Below are 18,592 nucleotides of genomic sequence, written 5' to 3' on the forward strand. Positions count from 1 at the left end.
GCTTGGGAGGAGAACCATGAAGAATCAATGGACAAACTTGTACACAGGGTTTGTAGAGGTCAAGGCGAGTGGGAAAGGAACGGAGCGGTTAATAAATGAACTGATTAGACAAGGGGTTTCCGTATGGGATATCAGGAGAACGGCTCCTGGTATTCTTGTCTTTTGTATGGATGTGCAGGAAATTTCGAATCTGCGGAAAGCCGTTCGGAAAAATGAGTGTAAAGTTACCTTTGTAAAAGGAAGTGGTGGTCCGTTCTTAATTAAAAGGCTAATCAAAAATAGCGGCTTCGTCATCGGCTTTTTGGCTTTTCTGATTACGATTTTCGTACTGTCTAATATGGTCTGGGGAATCAAAGTCCATGAAGCAAGCCCAGATACCGAGCATGCGATTCGAAAAGAATTAGATAAGATGGGGATAAAAAAAGGCAAGCTTCAATTCTTGTTGCTTGATGTGGATGAGATCCAAAAGCAGTTAGGAGATAAAATTGACGTATTAACGTGGGTAGGTGTAGATTTAAAAGGTACAACCTATCACTTCCAAGTTGTTGAAAAAGAGACACCTGAAGAAGTGAAAACATATTCTCCACAACATCTTGTCGCTAAGAAAAAAGCCGTTATCAAGAAAATGCTCGTTGAAAAAGGCAAGCCCATCGTTAATATCAATGATTATGTTACAAAAGGGCAGCTGCTTGTATCAGGTTTAATTGGTAAAGAGGATAAGCAGCAAATGGTACCGGCGATTGGCAAGATTATGGGCGAAACATGGTATAAGGCAACGGTTGAAGTACCTCTCAAAACGAATTTTTCTGTTTTTAATGGCGATGAATCAACTAGACACTCTATAGCCGTCGGTAGTCTGTCTATTCCATTTTGGGGATTTAAGAATCCAGATTATCCAGAATACGTAACAGAAACATCATCCAAGCCTTTCTTTTTTTTACAATGGAAATTGCCGATTTCCTATAAAACGCAAACATTAAGAAGCAAAGAAGATTTAGTTCGGGAATATACGAAGAATGAAGCGGTGAAAGAAGCGAAAAAAATGGCAAAGGTGAGCTTAGAAAAAGAACTTCCAGAGGATGCGGAGATTATAGGTGAAAAAATTTTGCGTGAAAGCATCGGAAATGGTAAAGTTATACTATCAATACATTATCAGGTTATCGAAAACATTGCGATTGGGCAACCAATTATTCAAGGAGACTAGCGAATGTCAGAAGATATCAAAGCAATTAACGTAAGGCTTGAATCTCCCCATGAAGCGCAAGCGCTGCTTGGTAATGGGGATGTACATATTAAGATGCTTGAAGAAGAATTGCAGGTTTCTGTAATTACACGTGGAGAAGGCATTACGATTGCGGGCGAACTAGATCGTGCAGCTCTTTGTGAGGACATTCTACGATCTCTTCTTACCATAATTCGTAAAGGCATCAATATAAGTGGACGAGATGTGATTTATGCCCTTGAGCTTGCAAAAAAAGGAACACTGGAGTACTTTGCCGATTTATACGAAGAAGAAATTGGCAAAAATGCGAAAGGTAAATCGATCCGTGTCAAAACGCTTGGACAGCGCCATTACATCCATTCAATTAAGAAGCATGATCTTGTGTTTGGTATTGGTCCAGCAGGTACTGGTAAAACATACTTAGCCGTTGTGATGGCCATCAATGCATTGAAAAACGGTCAGGTCAAGCGAATTGTTTTAACTCGTCCTGCTGTTGAAGCTGGAGAAAGCTTAGGTTTTCTTCCTGGTGACTTGAAGGAAAAGGTCGACCCTTACTTAAGACCGTTGTATGATGCTCTCCACGATATGCTTGGCATGGAACAGACGCAAAGGATGATGGAACGTGGTACGATCGAAATTGCCCCGCTTGCCTATATGAGGGGTAGAACCTTAGATGATGCATTTGTCATCCTTGATGAAGCCCAAAACACGACTCAAGCACAAATGAAAATGTTCTTAACCAGACTTGGCTTTGGGTCGAAAATGGTCATAACGGGGGACAGAACACAGATTGATCTTCCAAAAGGAATGAAGTCCGGTTTAATTGCAGTAGAAGGGATATTAAAGGAAGTGAAAGGTCTTTCCTTCATATATCTTGAGCAGAGTGACGTAGTCCGTCATCCGCTAGTTGCGAAAATTATCTCCGCCTACGATACGGTAGAAGATAAATAAAGATGTTACATAAGGGGTTAGAACTCGTACTTTATACACGATTTACAGTGTATAGGAGATATGAGGTCTGCCCCTTTTTCGTGATAAGTTTTATAAAAAGGAGTTTAAGGCTTGTTCAATAACCGATACTGGTAAAAAGGAAAAAAGATGAATATTCTTCTGTAAACTATGAGAAGAGGGTGAAATGCTGATTGAAAACTGTTATGATTTTACATAATAGACGAATGCCAATTCTTATGTATACATAATATGATGCGAAACAAAATAGGAGGGGCGATTTTTGAGACTAGTTCAAGAATATGTGCGTAAATTAAGAGAACTATTGGGAAATAGATTTATCCGGGTTATACTGTTTGTGCTACTAGGTGTGTATAGCTGCTTTATTATGTTTTCAAATGTAAAACCAGAGAAAATTAATATCCAATTGTTTCAGCCTTCTGAGCAAACGATCCGAGCCACGAAAACCGTTGAGGATACGTATAAAACCGAACAGGATAAAGAAGAAGCAACAAAGCAAGTATCAGATGTGTACACGCTAAAAAAAGAATATGCCCAAAATAAAGTAGATTTAATATCATCGATTTTCGATTCTGCTTTGGAAGTGAAGAAAGAAGCAGAAGAAACAATCAGAAAAGATGAAAATGGAAAAATTATTCCCGTTTCAGCAGAAGATCAACTATCCTTACTTAAGGAAAAATTGACAGAAGATGTAAGTCGAGAAATTGGTGATACTGTGCTGACATCACTTGTCAATGCTGACGAAGATGAACTGAACATTACGAAGGACTTGACAATCACTGCTGTTAATAATGTCATGAGCGCAAAAATTGCCGCTAATGATGTTGAAAACGCGAAGAAAAGGGCAGAAGAAGAGCTGAGGTATGCTAGTATTAGTTCAGAGTTAAAGTCTGCTTCCGTTTCTTTGGCACGAAATGCAATCATCCAGAATTATTTCTTTGATCGAGAGAAGACTGATGATCAAAGGAGAAAAGCAGTAGAAACGGTTGAACCTGTAAAAATTTTGCAAGGACAAATCATTGTTGAAGAAGGACAACTTGTAGATCGTGAAGTCTATCGACAACTTGAACTAGCCGGTTTTCTTAATAATGAAAATACGATTTACCCGTTTGCTGGATTGGTTCTCTTTGTGTTCATTTCTTTAGCAGGGTTTTATTATTACTTTTATCATTCCAATGATCTTGAGATAAGCAAAACCAATCAAATGTTGATTTTTGCCCTCGTGTTTATTTTAAGTATCGGGATGATGAAAATATTCAGTTTGCTGGGCGATCTTAAATACGGCGAAATTGGGTATTTTTTTCCGGCTGCACTAGCGGCCATGTTATTAAAAATCTTGCTGAATGAGCGATTTGCTGCGGCGATTATGATTATTCTAGGTGCATTTGGCTCGATTATTTTTAATGCGGAGACACCTGGTAATCTTAACTATACAATTGGGTTATACATATTATTTAGTGGCATTGCCGCAATCATAATCATGTCTCGAAAAAACTTTCAAATGAAAATTTTACAGGCAGGGCTTGTATCGTCAGTGATTAATATTTTGCTCGTGTTTGCTATTACGTCTATTACGAATGGAAACTATACGAAGATGGAGTTTATGGTTTATTCGTTTGCGGCCATCGTATCTGCGTTAGGATCAGCTGTGTTAACAATTGGTTTACTACCATTCTTTGAAGCAGGATTTGGCATTTTATCGTCCATTAAATTACTTGAACTTGCTAATCCAAATCATCCTCTGATCCGGAAAATATTGACGGAAGCACCAGGTACCTATCATCATAGTGTGATGGTTGCAAATCTGGCAGAGTCGGCTTGTGAAGCGATTGGAGCGAATGGGTTGCTTGCGAGAGTAGGCTGTTATTATCATGATATTGGGAAAACGAAACGGCCGCATTTTTTCATAGAAAATCAAATGAATAGTGAGAACCCACATGACAGACTACCACCTGAAACGAGTAAGGATATCATTATTGCCCATGCTGTAGATGGAGCAGCCATGCTTAGGAAGCATAAGTTTCCACAGGGAATTGTTGATATCGCCGAACAGCATCATGGGACGACACTACTGAAATTTTTTTACCATAAGGTTTTGAAGGAAGATGAAACAACACTTGAGGAAAGCTATCGTTATCCAGGGCCAAAGCCGCAAACTAAAGAGGTTGCCATCATCGGCATTGCGGATAGTGTCGAGGCTGCAGTTAGATCGATGAATCATCCAACACAAGAGAAAATAGAAGCGCTCGTTCGTGCGATCATTTCTGATCGTTTGAATGACAATCAATTTGATGAATGCGATATAACGATGCGTGAATTGCATGTAGTAAGAGAGGCGCTTTGTGAGTCCTTACACGGCATCTTTCACTCAAGAATAGAATATCCCGAAATGAATAAAACGGAACAGAAGGTGAATATATGACGATAGATATCGATTTTTTGGATGAGACAAATGAAGTGAGCAAAGCGGCCGTTGAACTTGTTGGGAAAGTGATTCAATTTGCTGCAAGTAAAGAAGGAATTGAAGTAGGCAGCGAATTATCTGTTACATTTGTAAGTAATGAACGGATTCGTGAAATCAACTTAGAATATCGCAATAAAGATTACGCTACAGACGTGATTTCCTTTGCACTTGAAGAAATGGGTGAAGATGAAGTAGCAATCGTCGGTGATCATCTACCAAGAGTGCTAGGGGATATTATCATCTCGATTGAAAAAACAAAAGAGCAAGCTTTGGAGTATGGTCATTCTTTCGACAGGGAGCTTGGATTTCTTGCGTTGCATGGCTTTTTGCATTTGTTAGGCTATGATCATATGAACGAAGCCGATGAAAAGGAAATGTTCTCGCGTCAAACGGACATTCTAGAAGCATATGGGCTTAAAAGAGACTAAGCCAAAGTCGTCATTAGTTAAGAGCTTTGGTTACGCCTTTAGCGGCATCATTTCAGCAGTTAAATCAGAACGTAATATGAAGATTCATGTGGTTATTGCACTACTCGTGATCGGATTTGGTTTTTACTTTTCTCTGTCAGGAATCGAATGGCTCTTCATTATGCTTGCGATCTCTGGTACGATTACGCTAGAAATGGTGAACTCAAGCATTGAAAGGGCTGTGGATTTGGCTACAGATCAAATCCATCCCTTGGCAAAAGAAGCAAAAGATTTTGCAGCAGGCGCCGTTTTGATATATGCTATATTCTCTGTCATTATAGGAATCATCATTTTTTTGCCGAAAATAGTAGCTTGAAAACCGAGCTGATTTAGGGCAGTAAGAACCCCACCACAAGACTTAGAGGGATCGAAGCGTAGGTGGGGTAACTTGCCCGTAAAAGCCCGATTGGTGAACTAATCGGGTTCGTAGTTTCACTTTATGTAGCTGTTAACGAACTAAATGACCTCAATTCTGAAAGGAAGACAATAAATGAAAACATCTCAACTGATCTCTGAAGCAAAAATTGCGAGAGACAAAGCGTATACACCGTATTCCAAATTTAATGTGGGTGCGGCATTGCTGACAGCGGATGGCAAAGTGTACCATGGTTGTAATATTGAAAATGCTGCTTACTCCATGACTAACTGCGCCGAACGTACAGCTATTTTTAAAGCAGTTTCTGAAGGCGATACGAAATTTGCTGCGATTGCTGTTGTGGCTGATACGAAAAGACCTGTACCACCATGCGGGGCATGCAGACAAGTAATTGCTGAATTATGTCCGAGAGATATGAAAGTGGTTTTAACGAATTTAAATGGGGATATACAAGAATTAACAGTAGAAGAATTGCTGCCAGGAGCATTTTTACCGGAGGATTTGAATGGATAAATTATTTGAAGATACACAAGAAAAAGGATACAAGTCAGGATTTATTTCGATTATTGGTCGACCAAATGTCGGGAAAAGCACCTTCTTGAATCGAGTCATCGGGCAAAAGATTGCTATTATGAGTGATAAACCGCAAACAACAAGAAACAAAGTTCAAGGCGTCCTGACGCAAAATGATTCACAAATGATTTTTATCGATACACCTGGCATTCATAAGCCGAAGCATAAGTTAGGCGATTTTATGATGAAAGTTGCAACGAATACGCTGAAGGAAGTTGACTTAATTCTCTTCATGATTAATGCTGTTGAAGGATACGGACGCGGCGATGAATTTATTATTGAGAAATTGCAAAATGTTAAAACGCCGGTTTTCCTAGTTGTAAACAAAATCGATCAATTGCATCCGGATGAGCTGTTCCCGCTGATTGAAAAATATCAAGCGCTATACCCATTCACAGCCATTGTACCAATTTCTGCACTTGAAGGAAATAATGTCGAAACATTACTCGGACAGATTAAGAAACATCTGCCAGAAGGTCCGCAATTTTATCCAGCAGATCAAGTGACGGATCATCCTGAGCGTTTCATCATTTCTGAATTAATTCGAGAAAAAGTTCTTCACTTAACACGCGAGGAAATCCCGCATTCAGTTGCCGTTGTCATTGATTCAATCAAGAAAATGGATAATAGTGAAACGATTAATGTTATGGCGACGATTGTAGTTGAACGAGACTCACAAAAAGGGATCGTCATTGGTAAGCAAGGGAAAATGCTGAAAGAAGTCGGCAGTCGTGCGCGCGTCGACATTGAAAACCTATTAGGTTCCAAAGTGTTCCTAGAATTATGGGTGAAAGTTCAAAAAGACTGGCGCAATAAAATGTCCCAACTGCGTGATTATGGATTTAACGAGGATGAATATTAATTAGCAAAATTTACGTCTTATGAAAATGGATTGAAGGGTCAAGATATGAATAGGTCAGAAAAAAGTATCATGCTACTCACGAAAGGTGGGCTTTACGATGTTAGAATTTACCTGGGGAATGTTTAGTCAAACCGGTAATATTGATACCTATCTTCTTTTTAAAGAATTAGAGGTGGAAAAACGCGGTCGAGCCGAGAATGACGAAGAGATAGCTGAAATTGATTTTCCTGTTACCTGACGTTTGTCTTGATTTCTAAATATGCACGATTAATAGTTAAAGGCGCCGTGGCTCGAGGGAGTCAGGCGTTCTTTGTGCTTTTTTGGAAGGTGCCGGAGATTCGTTAACTTAAAGATTGTGACCAAGCAAATTGCAAGGTAAACTAGATATTGAGTGGGAATCGATAAATTCTGACTATGCTCCGTTACCTTATTTGTATTAGTATCTTTGTATGATAAAGCTTTCCTTTAAAGTAGCTCGTGGCGTTTTTATATATAGGGCATAGGGCGGGGCTTCGCGACTTATTCATATAGCCAATCGGCCTAACAGGTATACTTATTTTATCAAGAAAACATCCAAAATTCAGGCTCCGAACCGCCATCATTGTGATTAGGTGGGTGTAGCGTGCTATATGTGGTAAATGGTGGCGTTTAACGACATACAGCTTTGGAATGAAAGGTGGTGGATCTTTGCTTGATACAAAAATGTGAAGGTATTGTTATACGGCGGACAGATTATGGCGAGAATAATAAAATTATTACCCTATACACGCGGGAATTCGGTAAGATAGGCGTGATGGCAAGAGGCGCCAAAAAGCCTAATAACAGACTTGCTGCCGTCACACAGCTCTTTTATTACGGGTATTTTGTCTTCACTCCTTCGAGCGGTCTCGGGAGCCTTCAGCAAGGTGAAACAATTGATTCGATGCGCTCGATAAGGGAAGATATTTTCGCAACAGCGTATGCATCTTATATGGTGGAATTGTTAGATAAGAGCGTTGATGATCGGAAGGCAAATCCATTTCTGTTTGAGTTGCTTTATCAATCGCTCCATTACATAAATGAAGGCTATGATGCTGAAATTCTCAAGTTCATCTTCGAAATGAAGATGTTACAGGTGAATGGGCTAAGTCCTACACTTAGTCAATGTGCCAGTTGCGGTAACAGTGAAGGCGAATTCTCTTTTTCAATTCGTGAAGGAGGATTTCTTTGTCATCGCTGTGTCGGAAAAGATCAGTACCATATGAAAATTTCGCCTGTGACCGTTAAATTGTTGCGCTTATTTTATTATTTTGATTTATCTCGTCTCGGTAATATTTCTGTTAAGCAAGAGACGAAGAAAGAATTGCAGACGATCATAGACGCCTATTATGATGAATATTCTGGATTGCATTTAAAATCCAAGAAATTTTTAAAACAGATGGATTCGATGAAAGATCTATTTTAGAAAGATTGACAACCGAGCAACACTTCGTTAAAATTCAAAACATAATCAAATTTAATGCGTTGAAGAAAAGGAGTACTTGATTTTCTCCATATAAGCGAACCTGGGATAGTGTGAGCCGGGCTATGGACTTTCAAGGAAGGCGTTTCGGAGCATATAAGCTGCATTTGCAGATAAAAGAGGCCGTGTATATACGCGGCAATTAGGGTGGAACCGCGGGTATACTCTCGTCCCTATGCTACTGGCATAGAGACGGGAGTTTTTTGTGTTTCATTAGAAAAAATAATATGTAATGGAGGCGCAGTATGAATATCCAAAATATGATTTTAACGCTGCAAAAGCATTGGTCAGAGCAAGGATGTATTTTAATGCAGGCATATGATGTCGAGAAGGGTGCTGGAACGATGAGTCCATACACATTCCTGCGGGCAATCGGACCTGAGCCATGGAATGTTGCTTATGTTGAGCCATCAAGACGCCCAGCAGATGGACGTTATGGTGAGAATCCAAACCGTCTTTATCAGCATCACCAATTTCAAGTGATCATGAAACCATCACCAGATAATATCCAGGAGTTGTATTTAGATTCCTTAAAAGCACTAGGAATTGATCCACTTCAGCATGATATTCGATTTGTAGAAGATAACTGGGAAAATCCATCACTAGGCTGTGCCGGATTGGGCTGGGAAGTTTGGTTAAACGGGATGGAAATTACTCAATTTACCTACTTCCAACAAGTTGGTGGATTAGAATGTAAACCGGTTTCTGTCGAAATCACATACGGAATTGAACGGTTGGCGTCGTATATTCAAGAAAAAGAAAATGTCTTTGATCTTGAATGGACAAATGGCTTTACGGTTCGTGATATATATGGTCAACCAGAATATGAGCATTCCAAATATACATTTGAAACATCAAACTTAGAAATGCTTTTCCAATTATTTACGATGTATGAAAAAGAAGCGCACGCCCAAATGGAAGCAGGACTCGTACACCCAGCTTATGATTATGTATTGAAATGTTCGCATGTGTTTAACTTGCTGGATGCAAAAGGGGCTATTTCTGTAACGGAAAGAACAGGTTATATTGCACGCTGCCGAAATTTAGCTCGTAAAATCGCAAAAACTTTCTATGATGAGCGTGAAAAATTAGGCTTCCCCATTTTAAAAGAGAAAGGAGAGAACTAAAACATGAATAAGCAAGATTTGTTAGTGGAAATTGGATTAGAAGAAGTGCCAGCACGATTTGTCACAGCGGCAATGGAACAATTGTCCGATAAAGTACAAAAATGGTTAACGAAAAAAGCAATTCCTTTTGGGGAGGTCTCTGTGTTCTCAACACCCCGTCGTTTAGCATTTTACATTCAAGACGTGGCAACGGCTCAAGCCGATATTGAGGAAGAAGCAAAAGGCCCTGCCAAGAAAATTGCCCAAGATGCAGAAGGGAACTGGTCTAAGGCAGCGATTGGCTTTACAAAAGGTCAAGGAATGACGGTCGATGACATTTATTTTAAAGAAATGAATGGCGTGGAGTATGTTCATGTAAATAAGTTTATTAAAGGACAGCCAACTCTCCAATTATTAACAGAATTGAAAGAGATCATCACAAGCCTTTCATTTCCTAAAAATATGCGCTGGGCTGATCAGGATCTTCGCTTTGTTCGCCCGGTTAAATGGATGGTTGCTTTGTTCGGTAGCGAAGTAATCCCATTTGAGATTGCGGGAGTAGAAACAGGTCGCATGACAAAAGGGCATCGTTTTCTAGGAGAAGCAGTAGAAGTCATCACCCCTGATCAATATGAAAAAGCGCTTGAACAACAATTTGTCATGGCTGATCCGAAAAAACGGAAGCAGTTGATTCTCGATCAAATTCATAAGCTTGAAGTGGAGAATGGCTGGCAAATTCCTGTTGACCAAGACTTACTTGAAGAGGTTAATAATTTAGTGGAATATCCAACTGCTTTATTCGGGAATTTTGAAGAAGAATTTTTGGAACTTCCACAAGAAGTGTTGATTACTTCGATGAAAGAACATCAACGCTATTTCCCTGTTAAAAGTAAAGACGGCAAGTTGCTGCCCCATTTCGTGACCGTACGTAACGGAAATGCAGACTATCTTGACAATGTGGCAAAAGGGAATGAAAAAGTCTTGCGAGCTCGGTTATCAGATGCGGATTTCTTCTATCGCGAAGATAAGAAAAAAGAGATTGCAAGTGCGTTAGAAAAGTTAAAATCCATTGTGTACCATGAAGAAATTGGTACATTGGCTGAAAAAACGGCCCGTGTTCAGAAGCTCACAGGCATACTTGCCGATCAGGTAGAACTTTCCGATCAGAAAGAACTTGCCTTACGTGCAGCGGAAATTGCCAAATTTGATCTAGTGAGTCACATGGTTTACGAATTCCCCGAATTGCAAGGCTATATGGGTGAGAAATATGCGTTATTAAAAGGCGAGCCAAAAGAAGTAGCAGCTGCAATTAATGAACATTATATGCCTAGACATGCAGAAGATAGTGTTCCGCCATCGTCAATCGGAGCCGTTTTAAGTGTCGCTGAAAAAATGGATACAATCGTTTCGTTCTTTGCGATTGGCGTCATTCCAACAGGCTCCCAAGATCCATATGCATTACGCAGGCAGGCTAGCGGCGTTGTTCAAATCTTATTAGAGAAAAAGTGGTCGATATCTCTAGAGAAATTACTCACATACGCTCTAGATGAAATGGAAGCGCGTGGAATTGCTAAACGAGATAGCGCTGAAATTTCAGCGGACCTGTTACAATTCTTTAAAGCACGTGTGAAGCATTTATTAACCGAAAAAGGCATTCGCTATGACTTGATTGATGCACTGCTAATCAACGAAATTGGCAACGTATCAGCCCTAGTAGAACGGGCATTAGTGCTTGAAAAAGAAAAAGACAGCTCGGAATTTAAAAAGAATATCGAAGCGTTAAGCCGGGTAATGAATATCGCAAGTAAATGTGAGCAGAAACAAACGATCGATCCAACGTTATTTGAAAACAAAGAAGAGGCAGCATTATTTGAAAAATATCAAACAGTTGCTACGAAATACAGTGAAACAGATGATGAGGAAACTCGCTTCCACTTACTCGTGTCTCTTCAGCCGGAAATTGAGCAATACTTTGAACATACAATGGTCATGGCAGAGCAAGACTCTATTCGTGAAAATCGCTTGTCACTCATGAAAGAAATTAGTGAACTAGCAGAAAGCTTTGCCAGCGTGAATAAAATTTTATCCTTATAAAAACGAAAAGATGGGGATGTCTTATAAGGGTCTGACCTCGCACTCTAAATCAGTATGTAGTGTCTCGTACACTTATCTTATACTGTATGCAGTTGTTGTGGGGTTTGACCCCTTTTGCTTTGTTTATCCCGCTTTAACGGGCAGTAAACCACCACCTCAGGGCTTTAGAGGAACCGAGGAAGCGTAGGTGGGGGATAACTGTCCGTAAAAGCTCGATTGGTGAGATACAGTGAAACTTACCGATGTGATCTTCAGCGGTTTAGTTGAACCAATCGGGTTCGTACTGTCGATTGATCGAAGCGATAGCGAAGATCTTAGCGACAGTAGAAAGGGACTAACAATCAGTGGGGGATGAAGAAAACCCCCACTGATTGAATTTTCACTTTATGGTACTAGGACATTTTGGCTCTTTATATGAAGGGCATGGGGACGGGTCTTTGCGACTTACTAATCTAGCCAATCTTCTTAGCTGGTAGACTTCTTTTATTATAGAAAACACTTCAAAATTTCGGCTCCGCACCGCCACCATTGTATGCGGTGAGTGCAGCGGGATACTTGATTAATCCTTCATGGAAAATGGTGGCGTTTTAACGCTATAGGAGTTTTGTATGAAGGAAAAGGGAACGGAACCGATCTGGTAAAGTAATCTAGCTTGTGGTGTGTAAACCTTATTACATAGTGATTTCAGTGCTCTTTTCATTTAAATAGGTTATAATAATGATAAATAGTATAGCCTAATAAGTTTCTCTGCTTAAGCAGTTGGGTGGTGAGTAAAATCGAATTAAATAAACGCCAAGAATTGATTGTAGAAATTGTAAAAGAAAATGGGCCGATTACCGGGGAACATATAGCGGATAGGCTCAATTTGACTCGAGCTACACTAAGGCCAGATTTAGCTATTTTAACAATGGCTGGATTTCTCGATGCAAGGCCAAGAGTCGGTTATTTTTATACCGGTAAATCGAGCACACAACTCCTAACCGATAGTTTGAATAATATTTATGTGAGAGATTATCAATCGATTCCAGTCGTTATAAATGAAAGTATTTCGGTATATGATGCCATTGTAACGATGTTCCTTGAGGATGTGGGAACGATGTTTGTTGTCGATAAGCACGCGTTGCTTGTTGGCGTTCTTTCGCGTAAAGACTTGTTAAGGGCGAGTATCGGTAAACAAGAATTGGCTACGATCCCTGTCAATATTATTATGACAAGAATGCCCAACATTACGATGTGTACAAAAGAAGATTTAATGATCGACGTCGCTAAGAAATTGATTGACAAGCAGATTGATGCTTTACCAATCGTGAAAGAAGTTGAAAGTGGTTTTGAAGTGGTAGGCCGAATCACTAAAACGAATATAGCCAAAGCATTTGTTGCTTTAGCTGATGAAAGCTATTAGAGACTTTCTGAGGGGATGGATTGAAATGAAAGGTTCGATTATTTTTGTAGTTTCTGATTCAATCGGTGAAACAGCAGAACTGGTCACAAAGGCAGCTGCCAGCCAGTTTCCAGCTAATCATTTTTCAATAAAACGAATTCCATATATTGAAGATGAACAAGGTGTGGATGAAGTCATTGCCCTTGCAAAATTAAATCAGGCAATCATTGCGTATACACTCATTAAACCGGAAATTCGAGCATATATGAAAGAACAGGCTGAAAAGGAAAACATATTAGCATATGATATCATTGGGCCGCTTATGGACATGCTTCAGCAGAGAGCAGAAACATCGCCTAGGAATGAACCAGGGCTGGTTCGCAAACTTGATGATAACTACTTTAAACGAGTTGAAGCGATTGAATTTGCGGTAAAGTATGATGATGGACGTGATCCGCGTGGCATTCTTCGTGCAGATATTGTCCTTGTCGGTGTCTCAAGAACATCCAAAACACCATTATCACAATATCTAGCACTTAAGCGGTTTAAAGTTGCGAATGTGCCACTTGTTCCTGAAGTTGATCCACCGGAAGAGTTGTATCTCGTTCCTCCAGAGCGATGTTTTGGTTTGAAAATCAGTCCTGAAAAGCTGAACACGATTCGTAAAGAACGCTTAAAATCGCTTGGATTAGGTGATCACGCGATTTATGCCAATGTAGAACGGATTAAAGAAGAGCTTAAGAATTTTGACAGCATCGTTGCAAAATTGAATTGCCCAATCATTGATGTGACGAATAAAGCGGTGGAAGAGACAGCTAACACCATTATTAATATAATAAATAATCGCAAATAAACATTTGCCGCTATATCAAATGGCGGCTCCTTTTTATGGTTTGAGAATTTTTTTTTCAAAAAAAGTAATAAATACATAGTAGATTTTGCACAGACTATCCCTACATCAGATTTTAACCATTCGAAAAAAAATTCAATCATGCGATTCCGAGCTAATTAAGTTGAAATGGTAGCAACTTTTAAACAATTGTACTATAATAAAAAGTTGTGAGAAAAACAAAATTTTAGGTTTAGTATTAATTAATACGGAATAGACTATAAATATTAGAATGTCAAGGACTTCATCATGATAAAATTCGACAGATATGCTTTTCGGCAAAGAATCGAAGGAGAAAAAAAGGATTATGCAGAAAGATGTAGAATTAATACTTATGGTGAATGAAAAACCAATGATTTATGTAGATGCTGATGCGTGTCCTGTAAAAAGTGAAACATTGCATTGTGCAAAAATGTTCGATGTTTCGGTTGTTTTTGTCGCTTCATATAAAAATATGATGAACGATCCAGAAGGTGAATGGATCTATGTGGATGCAGACAAAGAAGCAGCTGATCTTCAAATTGCAAATTCCGTAAAAAAAGGTGATATCGTGATTACTGCTGATATTGGATTAGCCGGAACCCTGCTCGCTAAACGAGTTTATGTACTTTCTCCTCGTGGAAAGGAATATACAGAAGATAAAATTATGTCTCTTCTTGATATGCGTTATCAATCTGCAAAACTTCGCAGGCAAGGTAAGCATACAAAAGGACCTAAATCGTTTACGAAGGAAGACAGAAAAGCCTATGTTGAAAAACTTATGGGAATTTTGTCGAAACTTGCAGGGAATAACGAATCCATGTCGAATTAAAAACAATCACCGAAATGTAAGGTGAAAATATGGCGAATGCCCGAATAGAAGATGAAAAATTAAATCAAATCCGAGAAGCTGTGGATATCGTCGATTTAATTGGCGAATACGTCCAGCTAAAAAAACAAGGGCGAAATTATTTCGGCCTTTGTCCGTTTCATGGTGAAAGCACCCCTTCCTTTTCAGTATCACAAGACAAGCAAATCTTTCATTGCTTTGGCTGTGGGGCAGGCGGCAATGTGTTTACCTTTTTAATGGATATCGAAGGCTATAGCTTTATCGAAGCCGCCAAAAAGATTGCCGAAAAAGGAAATATCCCATTAGATGTCGAAATAAACCAAGAATCATCCCGTCCTCAAATGCCTGTTGAATCTAAACAGATTATTGAAGCACATGATCTTTTGAAAAAATTCTATCATCATCTCCTTGTTAATACAAAAGAAGGACAAGACGCATTAGAATATTTACTTCAACGGGGATTTACGGAAGAAGCTATTGAAAAATTCCAAATAGGTTATTCTTTGGATTCATGGGACTTTGTTTATAAATTTCTCACGAAAAGGGGATATGAGCCGGAGCTTTTAGAAAAAGCAGGTTTAACCATTTTGCGAGAAAGAGATGGCACCTACTTTGATCGTTTTAGGAATCGAATCATGTTTCCTATCACGGATCATCAAAGCAATACGGTTGCGTTTTCGGGGAGGGCTCTAGGTCAGGATGAGCCGAAATATTTAAATAGTCCCGAAACACCGGTATTTAATAAAAGTCAGATTTTGTATAATTTTCATGCTGCAAGGCCACATATTCGGAAGAAAGACCAAGTTGTCATATTTGAAGGCTTTGCGGATTGCATTTCTGCTGTCCGTGCAGGCGTTGAACAATCGGTCGCAACAATGGGTACTTCTTTGACTGAACAGCATATTCAAATGCTAAAGCGGAATACCGACCAAGTTTTGATTTGTTATGATTCAGACTCTGCTGGCATGAATGCAGCAAATAGGTCACTAAATATGCTTCTTCAAAGCGGATTTCAAGTTAAGGTAGCCGTCATGCCTGATCAACTTGACCCCGATGACTACATAAAGAAATATGGCGAAAAAAGCTTTAATTCTGAAGTAATAGGGGCCAGTTTAACACATATGGCTTTTAAAATGCTTTTCCTTCGCAAAGGAAAAAACTTAAATAATGAAGGAGATCGCATTCAATATATTGAAGATATATTACAGGAGATTTCCAAGCTTGCAAATCCGGTTGAAAGAGATCATTATTTGCGTCAACTCTCGTCTGAATTCTCCCTATCATTGGATGCATTAGAGCAGCAGCAAAGGCAAGTTTTTTTCTCTGAAAAAAAGAAAGGGAATGTCGCCTCTCCTGCTCCTGTCAAAATGAATTCTTTACAATATGAGCGAAAGCTTAGGCCTGCTCATTATAACGCTGAACGAATGATGATTGCTCATATGTTAAAAAGTAGGGAAATGACCGCAAAAATTCAAGCACTGCTCGGAACAACCGTTTTTCATGTGGATGAACATCAAGCGATCATTACGTATTTATATGCATTTTATGAAGACGGGCACGAGCCAGATGCGAGTTTTTTCTTAACATACCTGCCTGATCAAAACTTGAGAAGAATTGTTTCTGAAATAGAAATGATGTCAGTGAATGAGGAAGTTACCGACAAAGAACTGACAGATTATCTAAATCAAGTGTTGAAATATGAAAAGATGTTAATGATAAAAGAAAAAGAAGCAGAACGAAAAGAAGCAGAACGCCGCAGTGACCATCTTAAAGCGGCACAGATTGGTATGGAAATTATTCAATTACGAAAATTATTATAGTTGGTTGACTTGTGTAAGTCTTGGAAGGAGGGGAACAGATGGCTGAAAAATCAGCACGTTCCAAAGAGGTTGACAATAATGATTTGAATTTAGATCAGGTGAAAGAACAACTGCTTGAGTTAGGGAAGAAGAAAGGGTCATTGTCCCTTGAGAAGATTGCAGCGCGACTCGGAAGCTTTGAACTGGATTCAGATCATATGGATGAGTTCTACGAATTTTTAGGTGAGCATGGTGTCGAAATTCTTACTGATGGTGAGGAAGAAGATGACGATGACCCAAATGAAAAAGAACTACAAAAAGAAGAAGAATTTGATTTAAATGATTTAAGTGTACCACCTGGGGTGAAAATTAACGACCCTGTCCGCATGTATTTGAAAGAAATCGGCCGAGTGGATTTATTATCTGCCGTAGAAGAAGTTGCCCTTGCAGAACGTATCGAAGAAGGCGATGAAGAAGCAAAACGCCGTTTAGCTGAAGCGAACCTTCGACTAGTAGTAAGTATTGCTAAACGTTATGTAGGCCGAGGAATGCTCTTCTTAGATCTTATTCAAGAAGGAAACATGGGTCTAATTAAAGCCGTTGAAAAGTTTGATTATCGTAAAGGATTCAAATTCAGTACGTATGCCACATGGTGGATCCGCCAAGCCATTACTCGTGCGATTGCAGACCAAGCACGTACAATTCGAATTCCTGTGCATATGGTTGAGACGATCAATAAGTTAATTCGTGTTCAAAGACAATTGCTTCAGGATCTTGGCCGCGAACCTTCTCCTGAAGAAATTGCTGAAGACATGGATCTGACTCCTGAAAAAGTTCGTGAAATCTTGAAAATTGCACAAGAGCCAGTATCACTAGAAACGCCAATCGGCGAAGAAGATGATTCTCACTTAGGCGACTTCATTGAAGACCAAGATGCGACATCACCTTCTGAGCATGCGGCTTACGAGTTATTGAAAGAACAGCTTGAGGATGTTCTTGATACACTCACGGACCGTGAAGAAAACGTACTTCGTCTTCGTTTTGGTCTTGATGATGGCCGTACACGTACACTTGAAGAAGTCGGCAAAGTATTTGGTGTTACGAGAGAACGTATTCGCCAAATCGAAGCTAAGGCACTGCGAAAACTAAGACACCCAAGCCGAAGCAAACGTTTGAAAGACTTCTTAGAATAAGATATCCCATCAAGTAAACTTTCTAAAACCTAGGGTCTGACCTAACACTATTTATACCGTTTATTGTGTCATCTAAACGATATATAGTAGATGGAAGGTCTGGCCTTTATTTTGTTTTTTACACATATTGGCGCTCGGGCTAATATGTGTATTTAATCTGCCGATATAGTTAATAAACGATTGCTTTAGGATGTGCGTATATGAACGAAACGCGAAAGAAAATTATTATCCAAGAAATTATTTACTGGAAAAGGAACAGATTACTGCCAGAACACTATTGTGATTATTTACTCGTGCTTTACAGCGGCGGTGAAGAAGTGAAGTTTACCAACTCAACCAGGGCACCTTCAAGAAAAACAGCAAATTATCTGTATGGCATCGTAGTACTCCTTTTATTTTTTACTCTATTTTTGAATTATTTTACTCAATTTGCTGTTGGTTTGCAAATGGGTCTGACCTATTTTTTATTTTTATCCTTAATTAGCTGCACCATATTATTTTATAAGAAAAATATCCACTATCAGTTTCCACTCATTGGTTCTATGGTTGTTTTACTGTTAGCGACGATCCAAACAGCTAAGTACATGGCTTCTGGACAAGAAATCGTCCTATATATACTTTTACTCGTCAATTGTGCGATTTGGTTTGTTTTAGGTAAAAAGATGAAATTTCCTCATTTCCTAGTTTCGGGAATTTTGGGATTAACAGTAATTCTTTACTTCATAGCTAGATTATACAGTATTTTTTGAAAATAGAAAATATTCTATTGGATTTTTCTAGAAGTTTACAAATATTTTAATTAGAATCAGGATAAATTTGCCTTAAATAAGAAATTATATAAGTTATTCGTGTTTAGGTCTTTTCCTT

17 protein-coding genes and 1 other annotated feature are annotated in these 18,592 nt (G+C 39.1%); all 17 genes read left to right on the top strand.

Going from position 1 to position 18,592, the window contains the following annotated elements:
* Nucleotides 1–16 precede the first annotated feature (16 nt).
* On the top strand, nucleotides 17–1,204 hold the full coding sequence (gene yqfD, locus ACIQZI_RS04745; RefSeq protein WP_403069988.1) for a sporulation protein YqfD: 1,188 nt from the start codon (nucleotides 17–19) through the stop codon (nucleotides 1,202–1,204).
* A 3-nt stretch (nucleotides 1,205–1,207) separates the two neighbouring features.
* On the top strand, nucleotides 1,208–2,173 hold the full coding sequence (locus ACIQZI_RS04750; protein WP_062177885.1) for a PhoH family protein: 966 nt from the start codon (nucleotides 1,208–1,210) through the stop codon (nucleotides 2,171–2,173).
* Nucleotides 2,174–2,453: 280 nt separating this feature from the next.
* Nucleotides 2,454–4,613 (top strand): HD family phosphohydrolase, encoded by a 2,160-nt coding sequence (locus ACIQZI_RS04755; RefSeq protein ID WP_403069993.1) that lies wholly within the window; start codon nucleotides 2,454–2,456, stop codon nucleotides 4,611–4,613.
* The gene (gene ybeY, locus ACIQZI_RS04760; RefSeq protein WP_403069996.1) at nucleotides 4,610–5,083 is read left to right on the top strand and encodes an rRNA maturation RNase YbeY; all 474 of its coding nucleotides are present in this window, start codon (nucleotides 4,610–4,612) and stop codon (nucleotides 5,081–5,083) included. Before ACIQZI_RS04755 ends, ybeY begins: the two co-directional genes overlap by 4 nt.
* A complete protein-coding gene (locus ACIQZI_RS04765) occupies nucleotides 5,064–5,438 on the top strand; it encodes a diacylglycerol kinase family protein (RefSeq protein WP_403069999.1) in 375 nt (124 codons plus the stop codon). The genes ybeY and ACIQZI_RS04765 overlap by 20 nt, the downstream gene beginning before the upstream one ends.
* 174 nt (nucleotides 5,439–5,612) lie before the next feature.
* Complete coding sequence (locus tag ACIQZI_RS04770) at nucleotides 5,613–6,011, top strand: cytidine deaminase (protein WP_062177897.1); 399 nt, start codon at nucleotides 5,613–5,615, stop codon at nucleotides 6,009–6,011.
* Nucleotides 6,004–6,933, top strand: coding sequence for a GTPase Era (gene era, locus ACIQZI_RS04775; RefSeq protein ID WP_403070002.1), 930 nt, complete (start codon nucleotides 6,004–6,006; stop codon nucleotides 6,931–6,933). The genes ACIQZI_RS04770 and era overlap by 8 nt, the downstream gene beginning before the upstream one ends.
* Nucleotides 6,934–7,030: 97 nt before the next feature.
* Nucleotides 7,031–7,171 carry a YqzL family protein gene (locus ACIQZI_RS04780; RefSeq protein WP_082674970.1) on the top strand — a complete coding sequence of 47 codons (141 nt, stop codon included), beginning with the start codon at nucleotides 7,031–7,033 and terminating at the stop codon, nucleotides 7,169–7,171.
* A gap of 453 nt (nucleotides 7,172–7,624) precedes the next feature.
* The gene (recO, locus tag ACIQZI_RS04785) at nucleotides 7,625–8,377 is read left to right on the top strand and encodes a DNA repair protein RecO (RefSeq protein WP_062177902.1); all 753 of its coding nucleotides are present in this window, start codon (nucleotides 7,625–7,627) and stop codon (nucleotides 8,375–8,377) included.
* A gap of 50 nt (nucleotides 8,378–8,427) precedes the next feature.
* Nucleotides 8,428–8,612: a binding site (T-box leader), on the top strand.
* Nucleotides 8,613–8,679: 67 nt separating this feature from the next.
* Nucleotides 8,680–9,561 carry a glycine--tRNA ligase subunit alpha gene (glyQ, locus tag ACIQZI_RS04790; RefSeq protein ID WP_403070006.1) on the top strand — a complete coding sequence of 294 codons (882 nt, stop codon included), beginning with the start codon at nucleotides 8,680–8,682 and terminating at the stop codon, nucleotides 9,559–9,561.
* 3 nt (nucleotides 9,562–9,564) lie between these two features.
* Nucleotides 9,565–11,634: a glycine--tRNA ligase subunit beta gene (gene glyS / locus ACIQZI_RS04795; protein WP_403070008.1), complete on the top strand. Its 2,070-nt coding sequence runs from the start codon at nucleotides 9,565–9,567 to the stop codon at nucleotides 11,632–11,634.
* Between the two features lie 763 nt (nucleotides 11,635–12,397).
* Nucleotides 12,398–13,036 carry a transcriptional regulator CcpN gene (gene ccpN, locus ACIQZI_RS04800; RefSeq protein WP_062177911.1) on the top strand — a complete coding sequence of 213 codons (639 nt, stop codon included), beginning with the start codon at nucleotides 12,398–12,400 and terminating at the stop codon, nucleotides 13,034–13,036.
* 25 nt (nucleotides 13,037–13,061) lie between these two features.
* Nucleotides 13,062–13,868 (top strand): pyruvate, water dikinase regulatory protein, encoded by an 807-nt coding sequence (locus ACIQZI_RS04805; RefSeq protein ID WP_403070012.1) that lies wholly within the window; start codon nucleotides 13,062–13,064, stop codon nucleotides 13,866–13,868.
* 343 nt (nucleotides 13,869–14,211) lie between these two features.
* Nucleotides 14,212–14,715, top strand: a complete 504-nt coding sequence (locus tag ACIQZI_RS04810; RefSeq protein ID WP_062177917.1) for a YaiI/YqxD family protein — start codon at nucleotides 14,212–14,214, stop codon at nucleotides 14,713–14,715.
* 29 nt (nucleotides 14,716–14,744) lie between these two features.
* A complete protein-coding gene (gene dnaG, locus ACIQZI_RS04815; protein ID WP_062177921.1) occupies nucleotides 14,745–16,553 on the top strand; it encodes a DNA primase in 1,809 nt (602 codons plus the stop codon).
* Between the two features lie 38 nt (nucleotides 16,554–16,591).
* Entirely contained in the window at nucleotides 16,592–17,725 is a 1,134-nt protein-coding gene (gene rpoD, locus ACIQZI_RS04820; protein WP_062177924.1) for an RNA polymerase sigma factor RpoD, read from the top strand.
* Nucleotides 17,726–17,925: 200 nt separating this feature from the next.
* Complete coding sequence (locus ACIQZI_RS04825) at nucleotides 17,926–18,474, top strand: hypothetical protein (RefSeq protein ID WP_403070018.1); 549 nt, start codon at nucleotides 17,926–17,928, stop codon at nucleotides 18,472–18,474.
* Nucleotides 18,475–18,592: the final 118 nt, after the last annotated feature.

Origin of the sequence: Peribacillus sp. NPDC096379, assembly GCF_044762875.1 — a bacterium.
Classification (GTDB): domain Bacteria; phylum Bacillota; class Bacilli; order Bacillales; family DSM-1321; genus Peribacillus.